12 protein-coding genes are annotated in these 19,657 nt (G+C 43.9%); 4 read left to right on the forward strand and 8 right to left on the reverse strand.

Features of this window, described 5'->3' with window-relative positions:
• Positions 1 to 25 precede the first annotated feature (25 nt).
• Positions 26 to 1,216 (reverse strand): SpoIIE family protein phosphatase, encoded by a 1,191-nt coding sequence (locus tag ACZ5O6_RS08180; protein WP_447092758.1) that lies wholly within the window; start codon positions 1,214 to 1,216, stop codon positions 26 to 28.
• Positions 1,217 to 1,427: 211 nt separating this feature from the next.
• Between ACZ5O6_RS08180 and ACZ5O6_RS08185 the strand changes: the two genes are divergently transcribed.
• Positions 1,428 to 1,754 (forward strand): PilZ domain-containing protein, encoded by a 327-nt coding sequence (locus tag ACZ5O6_RS08185; protein WP_447092757.1) that lies wholly within the window; start codon positions 1,428 to 1,430, stop codon positions 1,752 to 1,754.
• Positions 1,755 to 1,822: 68 nt separating this feature from the next.
• Here ACZ5O6_RS08185 and ACZ5O6_RS08190 read toward each other — a convergent pair whose 3' ends face one another.
• From ACZ5O6_RS08190 to ACZ5O6_RS08200, 3 genes are all read right to left on the reverse strand, one after another.
• On the reverse strand, positions 1,823 to 2,560 hold the full coding sequence (locus ACZ5O6_RS08190) for an MlaA family lipoprotein (protein ID WP_447092756.1): 738 nt from the start codon (positions 2,558 to 2,560) through the stop codon (positions 1,823 to 1,825).
• A 111-nt stretch (positions 2,561 to 2,671) separates the two neighbouring features.
• A complete protein-coding gene (hrpA, locus tag ACZ5O6_RS08195) occupies positions 2,672 to 6,781 on the reverse strand; it encodes an ATP-dependent RNA helicase HrpA (protein ID WP_447092806.1) in 4,110 nt (1,369 codons plus the stop codon).
• Positions 6,782 to 7,218: 437 nt separating this feature from the next.
• Positions 7,219 to 8,394, reverse strand: a complete 1,176-nt coding sequence (locus ACZ5O6_RS08200) for an IS4 family transposase (protein ID WP_447093035.1) — start codon at positions 8,392 to 8,394, stop codon at positions 7,219 to 7,221.
• Between the two features lie 316 nt (positions 8,395 to 8,710).
• Here ACZ5O6_RS08200 and ACZ5O6_RS08205 point away from each other — a divergent pair, with 316 nt between their 5' ends.
• On the forward strand, positions 8,711 to 12,889 hold the full coding sequence (locus tag ACZ5O6_RS08205; protein ID WP_447092962.1) for a hypothetical protein: 4,179 nt from the start codon (positions 8,711 to 8,713) through the stop codon (positions 12,887 to 12,889).
• Between the two features lie 75 nt (positions 12,890 to 12,964).
• Complete coding sequence (locus ACZ5O6_RS08210; protein WP_447092961.1) at positions 12,965 to 13,459, forward strand: YHS domain-containing (seleno)protein; 495 nt, start codon at positions 12,965 to 12,967, stop codon at positions 13,457 to 13,459.
• A gap of 4 nt (positions 13,460 to 13,463) precedes the next feature.
• On the opposite strand, the gene ACZ5O6_RS08215 is transcribed toward ACZ5O6_RS08210, so the two are convergent.
• Positions 13,464 to 13,850 carry a hypothetical protein gene (locus ACZ5O6_RS08215; protein ID WP_447092960.1) on the reverse strand — a complete coding sequence of 129 codons (387 nt, stop codon included), beginning with the start codon at positions 13,848 to 13,850 and terminating at the stop codon, positions 13,464 to 13,466.
• Between the two features lie 24 nt (positions 13,851 to 13,874).
• A complete protein-coding gene (locus tag ACZ5O6_RS08220) occupies positions 13,875 to 15,704 on the reverse strand; it encodes an ABC transporter ATP-binding protein (RefSeq protein WP_447092959.1) in 1,830 nt (609 codons plus the stop codon).
• A gap of 434 nt (positions 15,705 to 16,138) precedes the next feature.
• On the opposite strand from ACZ5O6_RS08220, the gene ACZ5O6_RS08225 reads away from it, so the two are divergent.
• A complete protein-coding gene (locus ACZ5O6_RS08225; protein WP_447092958.1) occupies positions 16,139 to 16,657 on the forward strand; it encodes a pilus assembly FimT family protein in 519 nt (172 codons plus the stop codon).
• A 7-nt stretch (positions 16,658 to 16,664) separates the two neighbouring features.
• Here ACZ5O6_RS08225 and ACZ5O6_RS08230 read toward each other — a convergent pair whose 3' ends face one another.
• A complete protein-coding gene (locus ACZ5O6_RS08230) occupies positions 16,665 to 17,258 on the reverse strand; it encodes a hypothetical protein (protein WP_447092957.1) in 594 nt (197 codons plus the stop codon).
• Between the two features lie 97 nt (positions 17,259 to 17,355).
• Complete coding sequence (locus ACZ5O6_RS08235) at positions 17,356 to 19,572, reverse strand: VWA domain-containing protein (RefSeq protein ID WP_447092956.1); 2,217 nt, start codon at positions 19,570 to 19,572, stop codon at positions 17,356 to 17,358.
• Positions 19,573 to 19,657: the final 85 nt, after the last annotated feature.

A 19,657-nucleotide genomic window follows, 5' to 3' on the forward strand; every position in this document is an offset into this window, starting at 1 on the left:
CTATCACTACCTATATAAAAACGTTTTATACCACTTTTCTAATTGAGAGAATTGCCACATCATCGGGTAACTCATCAACCTCTTTCACACCCACATCATCCACAATACTATCGACATGCCCTTGCGCTATTTCAACAATATTAAGCAGACGCTCTTCTTTAATGGTCAATTCTTTGTCTTCTATTAACTCTAGTACGCCATCAGAGAATAGCAAAAGAGAGTAATCACCTTTAGGTAATTGCACATGCGATACATCCCACTTGGCATTTTCAAACAAGCCCACGGGCTTACCGCTACCCGGTAAAAACTTCGCTTTATTATTATGCAGTAATACCGGTAACGGTAGATGCCCTGCAACCACGTAATAAAGCTGATCCGTTTCGGTATCCAATACACCGATAATGATCGTAAGGTGATTATTAATACCAATCTCGATAAGTTGTCGATTAATTAAATTCAACAAATGTAACAAAGCCGAATCGGCGTTATCGAAATCAACCAACATTTTTTTCAAGCGCACTAATTGAGCAACCACATTGCGTAGCCAGATAGTGACAAACGCAGGAGCAGAACCATGCCCCGATACATCGGCTAAATAAAAAGCATAGTAACGCTGCTTAATAAAAGCATAATCTACGCAATCACCGCTGAGATATAACGATGGAATAAGATCATGTTCACAAATGTACTGCCCTGCTGTAAAAGGCGATACTGGCGACATTGATTGCTGCACAAAATGGCCTGCTCGTTGATCTTGTTCTAAGGCTGCAACGTGTCGTCTTAGTTCTATATTGGCTTTTTCTGATTCTAGGCGATAGCGTTCGTTATCAACTAGCAATTGGCAGCGTTCGAGGCTTTTATGAATCGCTAATACCAATACTTCCATATCAACAATAGGCTTAATCAAATAGTCCGTTGCACCTAGACGTAACGCCTGCACAACATCGCCCATCACTCCCGCACCGGATATAACAATAACGGGTGCACTTGGCAGGACATCATGAATTTGCTGCAGTAGCACTAAGCCATCTGTTTCAGGCATGCTCAGGTCGGTAATAACAAGATCGGGGAGATGTTCTTTAAATAGCGCCAAGCCTATGTCTGCATTTTCAGCATCATAAACGTGAAAACCACTATCTTCTAAATATGCAGTGAGGCTCTGTCGAACACCGAGCTCATCGTCAATTACGAGTAACTTATATTGAGTATTATCCATCTATAATAGGCTTTCGGGCATACAGTAGCGGCAAATTAGCTGCCACACTACTCTTTTCTAAACGGGCAAGCAAGACGTTTTATAGAAAAAACGTGCAGGATATGATTCATTGACTATACTGAATACGGTGTTGTTTTATTCGCCAAGTAATGGCTCATCTTATTACGAGCAAATAGACCATTAATTATCAATAAACAGGCAGGATAGAAGAATGATAAAGCGCGATTATTCAGAGAAGCGAGACTTTATCCGCATGACAATTAACACACCCGCCGAGGTCATATTAGAGCAACAAAATAAGACCACTCAAGGTGTGTGCAATGATTTAAGCGGCAGCGGAATGTTACTGACCGTGGATGACATGTTACCCGTTAATAGCGAATTAATGGTAACGCTGATGCCAGAAGGCGGTGCAGAGCCCATGTTACAGGCGCGATGCTCGGTAGCCCGATCATTAAAGGCAGCGGACAATAAGTGTTTATTAGGGCTAGAAATACTTGATATTATCGATGATAAAAACCGAGCGATGGCTTCTTAGCTCGGTCTTCCACTCTATTCTTGTGTGCGAGAAAAAGTGGCGGCGGCGCGATTAGTCCACGTGGTTAATTAAAAGTCTTCATCAATAAGATCATCGCCACCAAAAGTATCTTCTACTTCACCATCATTGACTAAATACTCACGACGCTGAAGGTAAGCATCTCGTATAAATACGTATTTGTCACCACTGATCAATTTTTCTGCTTCAAGCAAGCCTGCGCGCGTATCGATCACCTCTAAAACCGTAAGGCCGGTACGAACAGAGTCTTGCTCGTGATAATTAGCCGGATCCAAATACATATCCACAGGAATACCTACACCATCACGTACCGTTGACGGGCCGAGTAATGGTAGTACAAGATAAGAGCCCGAACCCACACCCCAAGCACCCAGGGTTTGGCCAAAATCTTCGCCCTCCTCTTTTTCTAAACCTAGGCCACCGGCAACATCAAACAAACCGGCCAAACCAATAGTTGAGTTAAAAATAAACCGGCCGGTCGAATTCGCCGCTTTTTCGCCCTTACCCTGTAAGAGAGAATTAACAATATTTCTAATCTCTAATAAATTGCTGAAAAAGTTACTTACTCCCGTTTCTGCAACATCCGGCATCACAAACTTATAGCCTTGCGTCACCGGTTTTAGAAAATAAGCATCGACACCGCTATTAAAACCAAACATCGTGCGATTGAAGCCCTCGTAAGGATCAATTGCATGCGCATACTGATCTTGCCCCTTACCTTCGGGGGTTGATGCGCATGCACCAAGAAAGGCACACAAGATAACGATAAGAAAATGTCGATTATTCATAAAGGATATATTTGATGGTATTAATAAATAGAGTAAAACACAGAATAACAAGTGGATTAGCGTCCTAGCGAGGAAACATGCCCAAGTGAGAACACTGCAGATCTATTTATTTTAGCATAACTCCCATTGTTTATTGAGCCGTTTTGTTGAGACTGGCATCACGGTTTTTACGGTTTGCGCAAATAGCGAGACCCGTAACTCCTCTAGCATCCAACGATAAGTGTTTAACGGCTGATTAAGTCGAGCCTCCACATTGCCCACCTGTTGCACCTTATCATCAAAACGGGCGATAAGTGGCTGCAACTCGGCCATGAGTGCGCGGTCTTTATGTACCTGCCCCGCAACCTTATCTAAGCGTAGGGCGATTGCCTGCAAATAACGCTCATACTGCTGTAATGCAAAATAAGGGGTGTCGTACACCATCCCCTTGTAAAACAAACCTTGTAATTGCTGCTGAACATCACCTGCGGCATAGGCCATCACTAGTGGATTTTTGGCCTGCTTAATGGTCTTTTTAATACCCACAACATGCGCTAGTGCCTTGACGAGCAAGCTCACCAAGGCTTCTGCACGCGCAACAATCAAACCGCGCCCTTGCTCAACAGCATGCAAAAATGCCGTTCTGTCTCTTTGCAGTAACTGCGCCATTGGCTCCTGCTCAAAAGGAGCAGCCGTGACACCTTGCGATTCAAAACACACCTGTCTTACCGCTGCGCAAATAATATCGTCAATGACCTGCTCTTTTGAGCCAATATCAACCACGCTTAACCCCAGTTCTTTCCCTTTAAAAAGGTTTTTTTGCAGATATTTAACGGTCTCTTTTTGGCTAAGCACGGCTAAACGTACCTGACCTTTAACACTATTAACCACCGCCTCCTGAGGATTATCAAGTAACTTCAGATCGACACAATGCCCATTATCGACAAACGCAGGGTAAGCGCGAATCGACATGCCTTGCTGCTGAATATCATGACTTTCCGGCAAACGATTACCCACCAACAATGCAGGCTCCCAATGTGTAAAACCACTGATCTCAAAGTCATCGCCCACCACTTCTAAATGCGCCTGTACGTGATCGCGATAACGTGCTTTCAGTTGTACTAAATCACGCCCAGAATCAATCAATTGTTGGTGTTCATCGGTCACCATAATATTCATTCGATAATAACTATCGAGCTCGATGTTATGCCAAAGCTCATCCGGTATTTTTACACCCGTTTGGCGTAACAATTCAGCACTTAAACCACCAACAAGGGTATGATTTTTCGGCGATAAACGCCCAAGAGCTTTATCTACACAGCTAGGCACAGGAACAAAATGCTTACGCCACTGCTTAGGTAATGCCTTAACCATAGCGATGCATTTTTCGCGTAGCAAACCCGGAACCAGCCATTCAAGCGGCGCATCATCAATTAAATGAAGTGCCGTTACTGGCACATGAAGTGACACGCCATCGTGTGGATGATTCGGTTCAAAGTGGTAGCTTAGTGGCAAGGTATAACCTTCTACCACCAAACTGTCGGGGAACTGCGCTTCGGTAATATCGCTCGCATCATGCTGCATCAATCGATCGCGATCAATAAACAGTAACCTAGGTTCTGTTGTTTCAGCCGTTTTACGCCAATGCTCAAAGCCCTGCAAGTTCACAATATCACTGGGCAAGCGGCTATCATAAAACGCAAACAAAATATCTTCGTCAACCACAATATCACGTCGACGAGATTTCGCTTCAAGTGCATGCAACTCATTGAGCATGGTTTGTTGATGCACAAAAAAATCATCTTTTGCCGACGGCTTACGCGCTAAACGCTGTTTAACTCGCCCATGATCGGCATACTGCCCTTCGACCAGCGCCGAGCGAATAAATAATTTGCGAGACTCTACGGGATCAATAGCCCCGTAACTGACGCGCTGCTTTTCGATTAAGGTAATACCGTATAAAGTAATTTTTTCATACGCCATTACCTGCCCTGACTTAGCGGTGTAATGCGGTTCTGAATGGTGGCGCTTAATTAAATGCTGGGCGTTAGATAATATCCACTGCGGATCAACTTTTGCCACATGATGTGCATACAATTTAGAGGTTTCGAGTAACTGCCCCGCCACTATCCATTTAGGTTTCTTTTTAAATTGTGACGAGCCAGGAAATAAAGAAAAGCGGCGATTGCGCGTTCCTAAATATTCGCCTACTGTGCCTTTTTCTTCTGATAAAAAACCAATGTAACCTAACAAGCCAGACAACAAAGAAGAATGCACACCCTCGTAATTAGCTATAGGCGTATTTTTAGCGGGGGGATGTGATGGATTTTTTACCGATGACTGTTTTACCACCGGCTGTTCTGATTTTTTGACTTCGGTGCTGCGCGCTTTCGGCACCAAGCCTAATCGCTTCAGTGCTACACAAATTTGCGTATGAATATCACGCCACTCTCTCATTCGCATATAAGCTAAGTAGTGTTTCTTACACCACTTTTGTAATTGGTTACCGGATAGCGTTTGGCGTTGTTCTTCGTAAGCAGTCCATAAATGAATATAAGCGACAAAATCTGATTGTTCATCCCACCATTGTCGGTGGGCTTGATCAGCGGCTTGTTGTTTATTGGCGGGACGATCTCGCGGATCTTGAACCGATAACGCGCTGACAATCACTGTCATTTCATGCAAACAATTGTGTTGATTCGCCGCGAGTAACATACGCCCTAAACGAGGATCAACCGGCAACATGGCCAACTGCCTACCTAAGGGCAATAACTTGCCTCGCTCATCAACGGCTTGTAATTCTTGTAATAATTTATTGCCGTCATTAATTAATCGATGATCCGGCATATCTACAAAAGGAAAGCGGCGCACATCGCCTAACTTTAATTGCGACATTTGCAAAATAACAGCCGCTAAATTTGTCCGCAAAATTTCAGCATCGGTAAATTCGGGGCGCTGATTAAAATCTTCTTCGCTGTATAGGCGAATACACACCCCTTCGCTGACCCGTCCACATCGCCCTTTTCGCTGGTTAGCACTGGCTTGCGATATAGGCTCTATCGGTAAACGCTGGACTTTGGTACGAAAGCTATAACGGCTGACACGCGCTAAGCCAGTATCAATCACATAGCGAATACCCGGCACGGTTAGCGCGGTCTCAGCCACGTTTGTCGACAGAACAATACGCTGCCCACGGTGTGACTGAAAAATTTTATTTTGTTCTGCTACCGTTAAGCGTGCATACAAAGGTAAGACTTCTGTATGAGGTAACTGCGCACGCCGCAAAGTTAATGCGGCTTCGCGGATTTCACGTTCGCCACTGAAGAAAACCAAAATATCGCCGGCAGTATCTTCATTGCGAATCTCATCAATGACCATAAGCATAGCGCGATACATATCAACATCGTCACTGCTTGAGGAAGAATCAGAAGATGAGTCGGAAGATAAATCAAGCGGTGGTCGATAACGAACCTCTACCGGGTAAGTACGACCCGATACTTCAATCACTGGAGCATCATTAAAATGCTGCGAAAACTTTTCAACATCAATAGTTGCCGAGGTAATAATCACTTTTAAATCGGGGCGTTTAGGGAGCAACTGTTTTAAATACCCTAACAGAAAATCAATATTTAAACTGCGCTCATGCGCTTCATCAATAATGATGGTGTCGTAACGACTTAAAAAACGGTCTTGCTGAATTTCGGCCAACAAAATACCGTCCGTCATTAATTTAATATGGGTGTTATCTGATGCTTGGTCGGTAAAACGGACTTGGTACCCTACCGACTCACCTAGCGGACTACCTAGCTCTTCGGCGATACGCGTTGCCACGGTACGTGCCGCAATACGACGAGGTTGAGTATGGCCGATCATGCCGTGTACGCCGCGACCCATCGACAAACAAATTTTCGGTAATTGGGTGGTTTTACCCGAACCTGTTTCACCCGCTAATACTACAACTTGATGCTGCTTAATAATGCCTGCAATATCTTCTCGCTTATCACTAATCGGTAGCTCATCAGGAAAAGTGACCACAGGTAAGGCGTCACGGCGTTGTTGAACACGCGAACACGACGCATGAATTTTGCTGCTTAACGCCGACCACTTATCTGTTTTAATCAGCGCATCGACGTCTATATTTTTATCCATTGACGACGCATCCAGTAATTGCCGCCACTGGCGAGACAGACGAAAGCGCTCTCTTGATTCCACCTCGTCCAACAAACGGGAATAATACGCCAGCGCGTCTTGTACAGAAGCAAAAGCCGGCGGCTTATCTAAGGCTGGAGAGAGCTGGGATATCGATGAATCAGAGGAAGACAACAGTTTACTCGCAAAGAGGCCAATGGAAGACTGAAAGTGGAATGTGTTTTGGATAAACAATTATTCGGTTTCAAGCCGATATTGTATCAAGCATCGAGGGCTGTTCACATCTCCTCAATAGCATCTATTTACCGACACGTGTTTATATTTTTGATCACTGCTGTCCAGTTAACTTAAAGTAAATTAACGACACGCACAATGAATCATAGCCAAAGAGCACTATTACTTGTTAGGCGACATAAAAATAGAAAAGAAGCACGTCATTCTGGAAAGCGTTTTTTGCTTATCCGGAAGCCACAGGTTTCAGTGATTGACTGGATACCGGGTCAAGCCCCATAACTGTCCGGAATAAATATTCATAGAGCAAGAGCTCCTTGCATGGATTGGTAATACAAGACTTTCTTACGCCTCTTTTTCTCTATTTGCCACTCTGTTTCAACTCTCTGAAACAGAGTCGCTCGCAAGCTCATTAGGCACATCTTCAAGCTCACATCTTGTCGAAAATTGCGCTGATACAATTGCACCAACAAGTACGTAATAATGGCGCTATAAATTTGTATTTTTACCGCATTTTTACTACGACCCAAGAACACTTTTATTTTTAAGTGTTGCTTGATCCATTTAAAAAACAATTCAATTCCCCAACGCTGTTTATACAACTGAGCAATCTCTTTCGCTGACCGCGTCATGTCATTGGTCGCGATAATTAACGGCGTATCTTTATCCGGCCGACTCACTGTAATCTTTCGTAGTGGCGTACCGTGATAATGATTAACCCTAGCGCCTCCCGGACGTTTGTTTTTAAAACACACTATCGCATCTTCTAAAATTATCGCCTCATCTTTGGCTTCGATTGGACGATACGATTCAACCACTAAAGACGCATTACGTTTAAAACGAGAGACGAATACGCTACCTGATTCATGTAAACGATACCACCAGTTATAGTCGGTATAACCCCTATCAAACACATACGTCGCGCCTATTTCCGCTTCCGTTTTTCTACCTACTTCAAGATCACCTATCTTAGGTTCTGTTATTTCAAGGTTGACCGGAGTATTACTCGGAGACGCTATCGTTAAATGCGCTTTTAATCCCTGAATACGATTATCTTTTTCTGCTTCAGCCCACTCATCGTAACCTAAACCCACTAACGGTATCGGTGTGGAATCTAGTAAATACAATAGGTCACTGAGTTCACCTTTCACTTTTTTGTGTCCGCGCTTTAAGAGCAATGCACAGATATCAGCAAACACGTTATTCGAACGATATTTATTCGCATCTGATAATGTCGAACGCTTAATTTTACGACAACCTAAATGGTAATGATGCGTCTCCTGACTATTAAAACCCGCCTCTAATTCTCGTAAGCTTTGGCATCCTGATACCTGCGCATAGATCATTGCGAGCAGTTGATTCCAGCAACGAAATCCTTTGTTGTGCTTATCTGCTTTATGCTTTGAAACCACTTTTTCTACTGCTTGGCGAGGAAGTGCTTTCATTAATTCAGTAAATCGTGTATTTCTATACATATTGCAGCCTCTAGGTTATGAGTCGTGTCAGTGGGTTTTACCCTTTAAACCTAGAGGCTGCAACCTCTTCAGCAATACGCTTAACTTTTATTCCGGACAGTTATGGGGTCAAGCCCGGTATGACGAGGCTAGGTGAACCGGATGGTAATGCTTTTCGACTTAAAACTTGCGATGTCAAGATACGCATGACAAGATTCAAATACTCATTAGCTGCGTTTAAGCTCTATAAGAAAATCCCATAGATAGATGATGCTTAACATGTATCACGCGCATAAAAACAATAATAACCAACCGCCACACAACGAGGATGGACTCCATGATAATTCAGGCTTTACAACCGCTCATTCGATTGCTCATTGCCGTATATTGCCTGCTACATGCCGCTACGGGGCTCGCTAATAGCCAAGCGTTAGGCGCATCGTCGTGGGAGTCGTGGATACTCCAAGAGCACCCAACGCATCACTGCCCTTGGGAATTATCGAATGATAACCGTAAAACCTGCGTGTGGCCGGGTGTACTCGCTTTCGATATTACCGATACCGAAGGCACATTCTCGTATACCGTTGATGTCTATAGCCCACAGGCCATTAGTTCGCTGCCGGGTAATGCTGTTCACTGGCCTGCAGAGCTTATGGTGAATGGAAAAGCCGCTCGCATTGTGGAACAAAAAGGCTCTCCTGCTATTTCGCTCACACAGGGAACACATAACATCAGCGGGCGCTTTATTTGGAAACAACGACCAAGACAACTCACTATTCCAGAAAATACAGCCATTATTTCACTGGCGATCAATGGCAAAACACAACACGCCGACCGCCGAGGCAACCAACTTATTTTTTCTAAGAACGAACGCAGCAGCACAGAAAAAACCAATGATAGCTTGCACGTTGATGTGTTTCGCTTAATGACCGACGGTGTCCCTGTTACCGTAAATACCCATATACGGTTATCGGTTAGCGGAAAAGCACGAGAAGTTACCATTGGCCGCGCAATGTTAGACAGCACCGAAGTATTAAGCATAAACTCCCCTATTCCTGCACGTATCGAAGCTGACGGTAATTTGAGAGCACAGGTAACACCTGGGGAACACACCATTGAAATTAACGCACGGTTCACTACATCGCCATCGATTATCACTACGCAAAAAATCACCGAATATTGGCCGACAACAGAATATATTAGCTTTCAATCTGCACCGTTGATTCGCCAAGCTAAATTGTCTGGCGCTGCCAGTGTCGACACCAGCCAAATCACTATTCCGACTCATTGGTCACAATTTCCAACTTACCAACTCAATGAGAGAGAAAAATTACAGATCGCTACAGAGTTTAGGGGTGACCACTCACCGGCGGCGAATACACTCAGCCTCAAGCGCGACTTATGGCTGGATTTTGATGGCAAGGGGATCACCTCGTTCGATCGTATTAACGGTGAAATGAACCAAGATTGGCGTTTAAATATCGCCAACAATGTCACACTAGGACGCGCCACGGTTGATAACAAAGCCGTACTGATTACCAACGATAAGGGCGCACAAGGTATCGAAATACGCAGCCCCTCCGTACAGGTGGAGGCCATCGCACGTATAGACGCAACCTCGAATTTTTCAGCGTCAGGCTGGCAAGCGAATGTGGCAGACTATACGGCAAAACTTCATCTCCCTCCGGGATGGCGTGTCTTTCATGCCTCTGGTGTCGATCAAATATGGGGAACGTGGGTTAGCCAGTGGGATTTATGGGATGTGTTTTTACTGCTCATTATTGTATCGGTCACTCGCCGATTACTGGGTAATAAAATAGCTGCCCTCTCAGCTGTCACTTTTTTAATCGCCCTACATGAAAGCGGCACGCCGTTATTTATCACTCCAGTGCTACTCATTATTATTGCACTACTGCCTATTATTTCTGGCAAATTCAAACGCGGGTTACGTAATACCGGCGCCCTATTTTCAGCATTGCTAGTATTGATGGTTATTGGTTTTGCGGTTGATCGATTTCGTTTGGCGATTTATCCGTCACTGGAACAAGCTCAGGTAGGTACCTATCATCAAACGCGCGCTTACTCGCGCGTAAAACAATCCACGCAATCCTCACAAATTCTTATGGAATCGGCGGATATGGCTGCCGTAGAAACACGAAGCGCTAATAGCCCTAGTATTGAATCAGAGCCGCTACGCAAACACAAAAACCTCTATGAGGTCACCGAAAATGATCGCGTACAGACCGGCCCCGGGCAGCCTAATTGGACATGGAACGCGATTCAATTACGTGCCAACGGCCCCGTATCCATCGATCAGACCTTATCGATTTACTACAGCAGTCCACTCCTTACGTCGATATGGTTAGTACTTTCAGTGCTATTGGTCTTTGCCTATTCCGCCGTATTGATTACTCGACTTCTGCAACTGAGCGAATGGGGATCAACACTAACGCCAAAAGATCCAGATAAACCATCATCCCAAGAAGGTAATGAATACAGCAGCACAGCAACCGCACTCTGTATTGGCTTGGCGATAATGGCTTCCCTATCCTATAGCCCTAATAGCATCGCCAGTACGCTTGCGGATAGCTCGTTCAAGCATACAGAGCGTAGCCATACAGAATTTGAACAGAACAATGCTTATCCGCCAGCATACTTACTGAACCAATTAAAGGAGCGCTTAACCAAAGCGCCTCTCTGCTTACCTGATTGTGTCAGCTTAAATAATGGTGAAATACGCGTTGAAAGTAACCGCATTAACATCACGTTTACAGCCTATGCCGACACACATATCGCCTTGCCCTTACCCAACGGCGATAACAGTTGGGAGTTGTTATCCGTCGAGCAAGAAGGTAAGACTTTACCGTTGCAGCAATCAGGCAATCGCCGCTTAGTAGCGTTACCGCAAGGGCATCACACGCTAACACTTAAAGGGAAAATAATTGGCGATAGAGCGTCTATACGTTTGCCTATACCCATTCATAATCTATCCGCATTCGCAGATGGCTGGGTTATTGACGGGCTTATTGATGGCCGAGCCAGTAATAACACACTTACGTTGCGCGCAATAGATCCAGAAACCACGACAAGCAATACCGCCGACACACTAAAGGCAAGCCCACCACCCACATTTGCACGTGTTATTCGGCATTTCACCTTTGGTAAACGCTGGACGGTTAATACGACGGTTGTCCGAGAGACCACTCAAGGTGCAGTGTCGCTAGCGATTAACTTACTACCAAATGAGCGACCACTGCAGGATGTCGGTATCATTAACGATAGAAATATCACCTTGCAGTTTCAACACAATCAACGACGCATTCGCTGGTCTTCATCACTAGACCCCTCGCAAGCAATGCGACTGGAAGCCGCACAACAATCCAGCTATGTTGAAGAATGGTCTTTCACACCATCGTCGTTGTGGCGCTTAGAATACGACGGGATACCTCCTCGTAAACCACAGGTGAATAGCAATGCGTTTGAACCCCGCTTTGCACCTTGGCCCGGAGAAGTGCTCAATATCAGCATTCGAAAACCTGAGGGTGTAGCCGGTGCTGTTCATACCGTTGAGCGTGCCACATTGCAGGTAGAACCCGGAAATAATTTACAGCGCTCGACTCTCACCTTAACAATACGCGCCAGTATTGGCACTGACTATCCCATTACGCTGCCAAACAATGCCGAAGTTCTCAAATTTAGTATTGATGGCAGAGCAATGAACACACCGGCTAATAATAACATCGTTGCTCCACTACAACCTCGGGAACAAACGCTTGAGGTCGTCTTTCAAGTGCCCCAACGTGTGGCGGTCATCAGTCGTAGCCCACAAATATTACTACCCGATAGTGCTAGTAATATCGTCGTGGAATATCGGCTACCGCGCGATCGTTGGCCTTTATATGTCAATGGCCCGGCAATAGGCCCTGCCATGCTGTACTGGGGAGTATTATTGGTTATTATCTTGGCTGCGCTAGGCTTGCCTTATCTTACTCGGCGGCTGGCACTGGACGTACCCATATCCACCATCGGTTGGCTATTACTCGGGCTGGGGCTGTCTACGATAAATAGTTATGGCGTACTCGTCATTGCCATTATGTTTCTATTACTCAGCGCTAGAAAGCAATATATCAACCCTTTATCAATGTCACGACTTCAATTTAACACCCTGCAAATTGGCATTTTTCTATGGGTTGCATTCGCCTTAATCAGTGTATTAATCGCTATTCCTATGGGGCTATTATCCACCCCTGAAATGAAAGTGGTCGGCAATGGTAGCAGCAGCCATTTTTATCGCTACTATCAAGACGGCAGTGGTGGTGAGCTACCTATCGCAACGGTTGTCAGTGTTCCTTTGTTTGCCTATCGTGTTGTGATGTTGCTATGGGCATTATGGCTATCAACGCGGTTAATTCAGTGGGCAATATGGACATGGCAATGTGTTAAAGAAAAGGGCGTTTGGCAAACCAAACCTCCACAGGAAAAAAAGCTACCAGTGCGTAAAAACGAGAAAACATAGCGTTATCTGTGGTGCATTCGGAGCTTTAGAATGCACCACAGATCAAGTCAAACTATTATCATCGAAGGGTATTTTATGTTAAATAATCGCAATAAAAGCATTCGCTTTTTACTTTTACTATTCGTTCTTGCCAGTACTTCTGCCTTCGCAAAAGGCCCGATCAATACCTTAGAAAAATCCGGCTTTTTTGGTTACGAACCGTCTGAGCTTGCCATACGCGGCGCAGATACCGTTGCCTATTTTACCGAGGGAAAATATATTGCAGGCAGCGAGCAATTTTCCACACAATGGCAAGGTGCCACATGGCAATTTGTCTCTCAAAAACACCTCGATTTATTTACTCATTCGCCAGAACAATACGCACCACAGTACGGTGGCTACTGTGCCTATGGCGTCTCGCGTAATTATTTAGTGAAAATCGAACCAGAAAACTGGACCATCGTCGACGGTAAGTTATATCTAAACTATGACGATGGCGTACAAAGAAAGTGGGAAAAGGATATACCGGGTTTTATTAACAAAGCGGATCAGCAATTTCCTGAGCTATTAGTGAAAAATAAAAAATCGTAAGGTTTTAAGGCGATGGTGGCAACTCAACAACCATCATTTTTCCACCTAAGGCATGTTGTGAATCTTGCCCCTGAATAGTGATCAACTTAACTGATTCTGGAATAGTGAGTATGGTACTTCGAGTAAAAGGCTGCTCATTAACGTGCGGATGATGCAAAATACGCTCGCCAATTTTTTTTCCATCTTCATTAAACACCAACCATGCATTAGCATAGTGGTCCCAACCGGTATCATCGTGTGACAACGTAACAGATATACGATATTGCTGTTCGCCTAAAGGCTCAACATCCACACCCAATACACTCACCTCTCCTGCATTCACAATCGCTGCCGCGATAAGTGAAGAACAAGCGAATAAGCCGACAAAAAATTGTTTAATCGTACTGCGCATAACACGCTCCTTATTGTTCACCTTTTATTCCTCACCTAAAAAACCGCCCGACTGATGTGCCCATAGTCGTGCATAGATCCCACTCTGGCGAATAAGTTCCTGATGATTGCCTTGCTCAACAATTTGCCCATTATCCATCACAATCAAACGATCCATAGCGGCAATGGTGGATAAACGATGGGCAATAGCAATCACCGTTTTGCCTTCCATTAATTGATACAAGCTTTCTTGAATCGCCGATTCAACTTCTGAATCTAGTGCCGATGTTGCTTCGTCCAGTACTAAAATGGGAGCGTCTTTTAATAACACTCTAGCGATAGCGATACGTTGTCGCTGCCCACCAGAAAGCTTAACGCCACGCTCGCCCACCTGTGCGTCGTAACCCGCTGCCTGGTGGGCGTCTTCTAAGGTTTGAATGAACGTGTGTGCTTGGGCTTTTTTCGCGGCTGCAATCATCTCTTCATCGGTGGCATCTGCTCGTCCATAGAGAATGTTTTCACGAATAGTACGATGTAATAACGACGTATCTTGGCTCACTACACCAATCGCCGAACGTAGACTGCCCTGCTGCACCGTATTAATGTTTTGGCCGTCAATCATAATACGCCCTTGCTCCACCTCGTGAAAACGCAATAATAAATTGACCAAAGTCGATTTACCCGCGCCTGAACGGCCCACAACACCCACTTTTTCACCCGAGCGAATCGCCAACGATAGTTCATCAATCACACCACTGCCTTTGCCATAATGAAAACCTATACGGTCAAAAGTAATTTCACCATGCTTGACCTTTAGCGCTGGAGCGCCCTCTTCATCAACAATGGTTTTTTCGGTTGACAGCGTATTAATACCATCTTGCACCGTACCTATATTTTCAAATAAGGCCGACACCTCCCACATAATCCATTGCGACATCCCGTTAAGGCGCAAAATAAGGCTAATGGCTACGGTAATCGCACCTGCCGACGCTGCACCCTCTAGCCACAAACTAATAGCTAACGCTGCCACACTAAAAAACAGCAAGGCATTTAAGCTCCACACCATCACCTGCAACTTGGTGACTAAGCGCATTTGTGGATGAACCGAATCAAGAAAAATTTGCATACTATCTTTGGCATAAGATAGCTCTTTGGCGTCATGAGAAAATAATTTAACCGTACTAATATTGGTATAACTATCAACGATACGCCCAGTCATAATCGATCGTGCATCCGCCTGAATAGCCGATACACTTTTTAAGCGTGGAATAAAATACATCAACACACCGAGATAACACAGCAACCAAATAATCAGCGGAATAATTAAACGAATGTCAGAGTCGGCGATCAGAAACAACATCCCGATAAAATACACCGATACAAATAACAGCACATCCAACACCTTCATCACAGACTCTCTGACCGCTAAAGAGGTTTGCAATACTTTTGTTGCCAAGCGACCAGCAAATTCGTTCTGATAAAAAGAAATACTTTGTGAGAGTAAGTATCGATGCGCTTGCCAGCGAATAATCATTGGGTAATTGCCTAGCAAGGTTTGGTGAATAATCATCGAATGAAAAAACACGGTTAACGGTAAGCCAATCAACACCAAACCGCCCATCCACCATAACATTGAGGATTCCTCCGCTAAAAAAGTAGCGGGATCTTTAGTGGATAACCAATCAACCAAATTGCCTAAAAAGCCAAACAATGCGACCTCTATCAGAGCCAGCATCCCGGTTAATATCGCCATAATGCATAAATAAGGCGCGACATCGCGAGTGTAATGCCAACAAAATGCCAATAAACCTTTGGGGGGCTGAGTGGGCTCTTGTTCAGGAAATGCAGGAATTAAGCGTTCAAAGAATCGAAACATAGGTTATGTCATACATCTGTAAAATGATTAAAAAAAGGCCGCGTCCATTACCCCATAACAACGGCTAAGTGAATGGCAACGCAGCAAGCTAGTGTAACACCGAAGCTATAAGGAACCTCTATTTATAAAATAACGGTATGAAAAGCACATGTAAGCAGCACGACCAACGGCTAAACTTACTATATAAGGCACCGGTTATTAAACACTCTGTACCAAACTTAAGCTGCAATCAAAGCATCAACACGTGATCGATTGGTTAACTATCTATTAGAGACCTTTGCACGGAAGATGATTTTGTTCTCAGGCAAGGCAAAAATGCACGGAGAGAGGGAGTTTATGCATGATAAATGACCGATTGAGTACATTTTTAACGCCGCATGAGAGCGAAATGGTTTTCGTGCAAAGGTCTCTATTAAACATATGAAAGGTCAACATTGAAGGCTATTAATGTAAAAAACCACCAAGGCTTTACGCTTATCGAACTTATGTCGGTTATTGTGATTTTAGGTGTGCTAAGCGCGGTAGCCGTTCCACGATTTTTAGATCTTGGTAGCTCGGCTAAGATCGCTGCACTGCAGGGTGTTGAAGGCGCAATGAATTCGGCAATTACTCTAGTTAGGGCGAAAGCAATTACTCAAGGGCTCACCGCTGCAGATAGTAACCCGGGTAATCAGTCTGATCTTATTATTGATTTTGACGGTTTGAGTTCGGAAATAGATTGGCGTAATTTATGCCCTGAAAGCGTCGCCGAATTAGGCGATAGAATGACCATGATTGACTTTATTAACCTAAATACAGCGGGCGGTTTAAGCGCTGAGCTAAACAATCAATACACTCTAGTAGGATATGACATCCCGGGGTTTTCTGTTCCTACTAATCAAGGCTGCTACGTAATATATGACTCTTTTGGCTCCCCTAGCTGCACGGTGACAGTAGTAACGGCAGACTGCTGATTAAATACTATCGGTTAAAACGGCGGCGAATATCCTCTGGCATACCCCAAGAATACTTCTGTAATATGAGCTGCTCTAAATCAATCCAAGCATTTTCGTTAGTTAAATTTTGCTTATTATTAGAGAGTACTTTTTCTAACTCGGCAACATTATGATATTCAGGCCATATCTTACGAGCCGACTGAAATTGACTAATCGCCACATCAATATTGCGGTCTAAAATAGCTTGAAAACCCGCACGCTCCGCAGTAGAGGCAGCAAGTTTAGATACCGAACGATTTTCAATTAGCTTTATATTCGTCGATGATTGCTGAACCTGCGCCAATTCACGTGACGCATTCTTTTCTATAGCTTCTACCTTTTTAATCAAGGCATCGTTATTTTCGGTTTTAGCAATAGCCGCTTTCAAAGCTCTAATTTCGTTTTCATAATTATTCGAGAAGTCTTCGATTCTTGCGCCAATTTTTAAGCCAAAGGCATCAATTTCTCGATTCTCGAATAAGCCCACCACTTCTTTTTCGTAAGAAAAAATAATGACGAGTAATATAACCGGCCAGATAAGTGTTTTAATATAATCGAGTAATAATTTGGCCAATTCCATACGCTACCCACTTTATAATTTTTATTGATTCAAGTGGTGGTATTGTATAAGGAATCGAGAAATAAGAAAACAGAACGATTATTAGATACGGCGCTGGCTAATTTTTACTTTCTTCTTCGTCGAGATCGAGCTCTTCATTAAGCTCGTCTTCTTCTAAGTTTTCAGGCGCAAAATCATCTAAAGAAAAATCAGGAATATCGTCATCATCTTCACTATCTTCTGCGTCTGTGAGTGCAGCAGCCATCGCATCATCCGCAGACGTGTCAGACAAATCATCAAGATCACCTTCTAGCTCTTCATCATCGTCTAATGGCTCAGCTTCAGGCATCTCTTCTGGCACACTTTCTTCCGGCAAACTCTCTTCAGAAAGCTCATCTTCTAATAGTTCATCAACCGCCATTTCATCCATTGGAGGTTCAGCAAAGGGATCTTCTTCTGCTTTCTCCGATGCGTCATCATTTTCACTATCATCATCAGCAGAAGGCTTTTTAAATAATTTACGATAAATTATATAACCAATAATAATGATCAAAAGATTAATAAAGCCAATAATGCCATACAATATATATTGGCTATAATCTGTTTTTTCTTCGGTTGAATTATCTTCTTGAACCGGCGTCTCCTCAGTAGCAGGCTCTACAGTTGGCTCTTCAACGGGCGGTTTATTTTCTACCACCGGAGGTTCGACTACAGACTCAACAATAGGAGGGGGTGACGTAAAAATATCATCATTAAGCGATAGGCGCAGAGGCTCCAAGGTGATTTTTTCACGTACGCCTTGGTTATCGGTACTATTAACGCGAATATCAACGAGATAATCGCCACTTTCTTTTACGGGGATATTGAGCAGCCACGAGCCATCATTCTGTTGATCAAAGCGTAAAGTATTAATACTCCCCGACGGAGCTTCAACAATACCCGTAACCGTTGTCTGACTGACATCAACCGTAGGCGATTGCGAAATAACTTCAACCGTATAAGTGGTTAAGCCATCCGTTTTTGACTTATCAGAGTCCACCGAAAATGGGGTGCGCACCGATAACAAATGAGAATACTGCCGATTAAACGTTTTTCCTTCGACAACAAAGTCAATCGTATAATCACCCTGCTGAGAGAATTGATTAAATGTCGCAGAATAAATACCATCACTAGGCGCCTGACTAGACGACAGCTTTTGAGACCACGTATTACCCGTGTCAGACGTAATATTAGCGGTAATTGTTAATAACTCTAAAAACTCACTCCGAGTAATAATGGCATTTTCTTCGCGTAAAGCGAGAGATGTTTGTATGACTTCGTCGACAGCAATATTTGTTGGCATAGACTTTACGGCAACACTCAAATCACTAACGACTGTCACGCGGCTTTGCGGAGCAACATCTGCCGATACGCCCCACTCACCTTCAATTGGCTGTTTAACCGTAATTAAGTCATATTGCTCCGTATGGTACCAACGTACATTTTTATCTTGCGTATTTTTATCATAAGACACACCATCAGGTGCTACAACAGTGGTTGCTTTGGCATTACCCTGACGAAAAATGAGTGCCGTAAATTCTTCAATGCTTGAATCAACCGCAAACGTCTCTCCATCAAAAGCCACGGTTTCTAGCGGTACAGCCTGATTAAACACCTGTAAAAAAACGCTCATTAACTCTTCAGCATTTTTCGCCACTGCAACTTTAGCGTCTGTTCCTAAAGCGAGCTGGTTCAGCAATTTTTTATCTGCATTATCAGACAATGCAATAGTATGCAAAGCGATGCCCGCTTGCTGATACAGCGGCAACACATCATCTAAAATTCTCTGCCGCTCTATAATATTGCGAGCATTATCACGATCAATATCAACCATACCATCGGTTAATAAAATAACATGTGTTTGATAATTAGCATTACCATTCAATAACTGTTTGTGATCGTAAGCCGCTTTCTTTAAAGCTGCACCTATATTAGTGAATTGCGCAATGGAACGAATTTCAGAAGAGGACGCTGTTGCCTGTCTTCCCCACGCCGTTGTTACCGGCTTATGGGGTACTAACATATTCACATATTGCCCAAACGTCCAAATACCCGCCTTACTGCCCTCAGGTAATAACTGCACCAACATATCTAATGCGGGGCGGCGTAAATTTTGCGGATCATTTTTTTTCATACTTCCAGAAATATCAATCACCAAACGAACATCCGATGGTGAATTAGCTTCTGGGGCCTGCGCATGTGACATAGACACAAACAGAAATAGCAGTAACGGTAAAACATACCGACACCACGGAGTGATACAAACTACGCCCTCACTAACATTCTTCACGTACATCACGATCCTATATTGTTGATCTTGCCGTACTACTTCCGCCTTTAAATAAACTCAAATTAGTGGATAGTCATTTAAAACGTTGTAT

This window comes from Eionea flava (assembly GCF_055393785.1).

Bases quoted from the DNA above. Each gene is read 5' to 3' on its own strand.
- ACZ5O6_RS08185 (WP_447092757.1), top strand. From the start codon at position 1,428: ATGATAAAGCGCGATTATTCAGAGAAGCGAGACTTTATCCGCATGACA.
- ACZ5O6_RS08220 (WP_447092959.1), bottom strand. From the start codon at position 15,704: ATGTTTCGATTCTTTGAACGCTTAATTCCTGCATTTCCTGAACAAGAG.
- ACZ5O6_RS08205 (WP_447092962.1), top strand. From the start codon at position 8,711: ATGATAATTCAGGCTTTACAACCGCTCATTCGATTGCTCATTGCCGTA.
- ACZ5O6_RS08180 (WP_447092758.1), bottom strand. From the start codon at position 1,216: ATGGATAATACTCAATATAAGTTACTCGTAATTGACGATGAGCTCGGT.
- ACZ5O6_RS08190 (WP_447092756.1), bottom strand. From the start codon at position 2,560: ATGAATAATCGACATTTTCTTATCGTTATCTTGTGTGCCTTTCTTGGT.
- ACZ5O6_RS08200 (WP_447093035.1), bottom strand. From the start codon at position 8,394: ATGTATAGAAATACACGATTTACTGAATTAATGAAAGCACTTCCTCGC.
- ACZ5O6_RS08210 (WP_447092961.1), top strand. From the start codon at position 12,965: ATGTTAAATAATCGCAATAAAAGCATTCGCTTTTTACTTTTACTATTC.
- ACZ5O6_RS08230 (WP_447092957.1), bottom strand. From the start codon at position 17,258: ATGGAATTGGCCAAATTATTACTCGATTATATTAAAACACTTATCTGG.
- ACZ5O6_RS08215 (WP_447092960.1), bottom strand. From the start codon at position 13,850: ATGCGCAGTACGATTAAACAATTTTTTGTCGGCTTATTCGCTTGTTCT.
- ACZ5O6_RS08235 (WP_447092956.1), bottom strand. From the start codon at position 19,572: ATGTACGTGAAGAATGTTAGTGAGGGCGTAGTTTGTATCACTCCGTGG.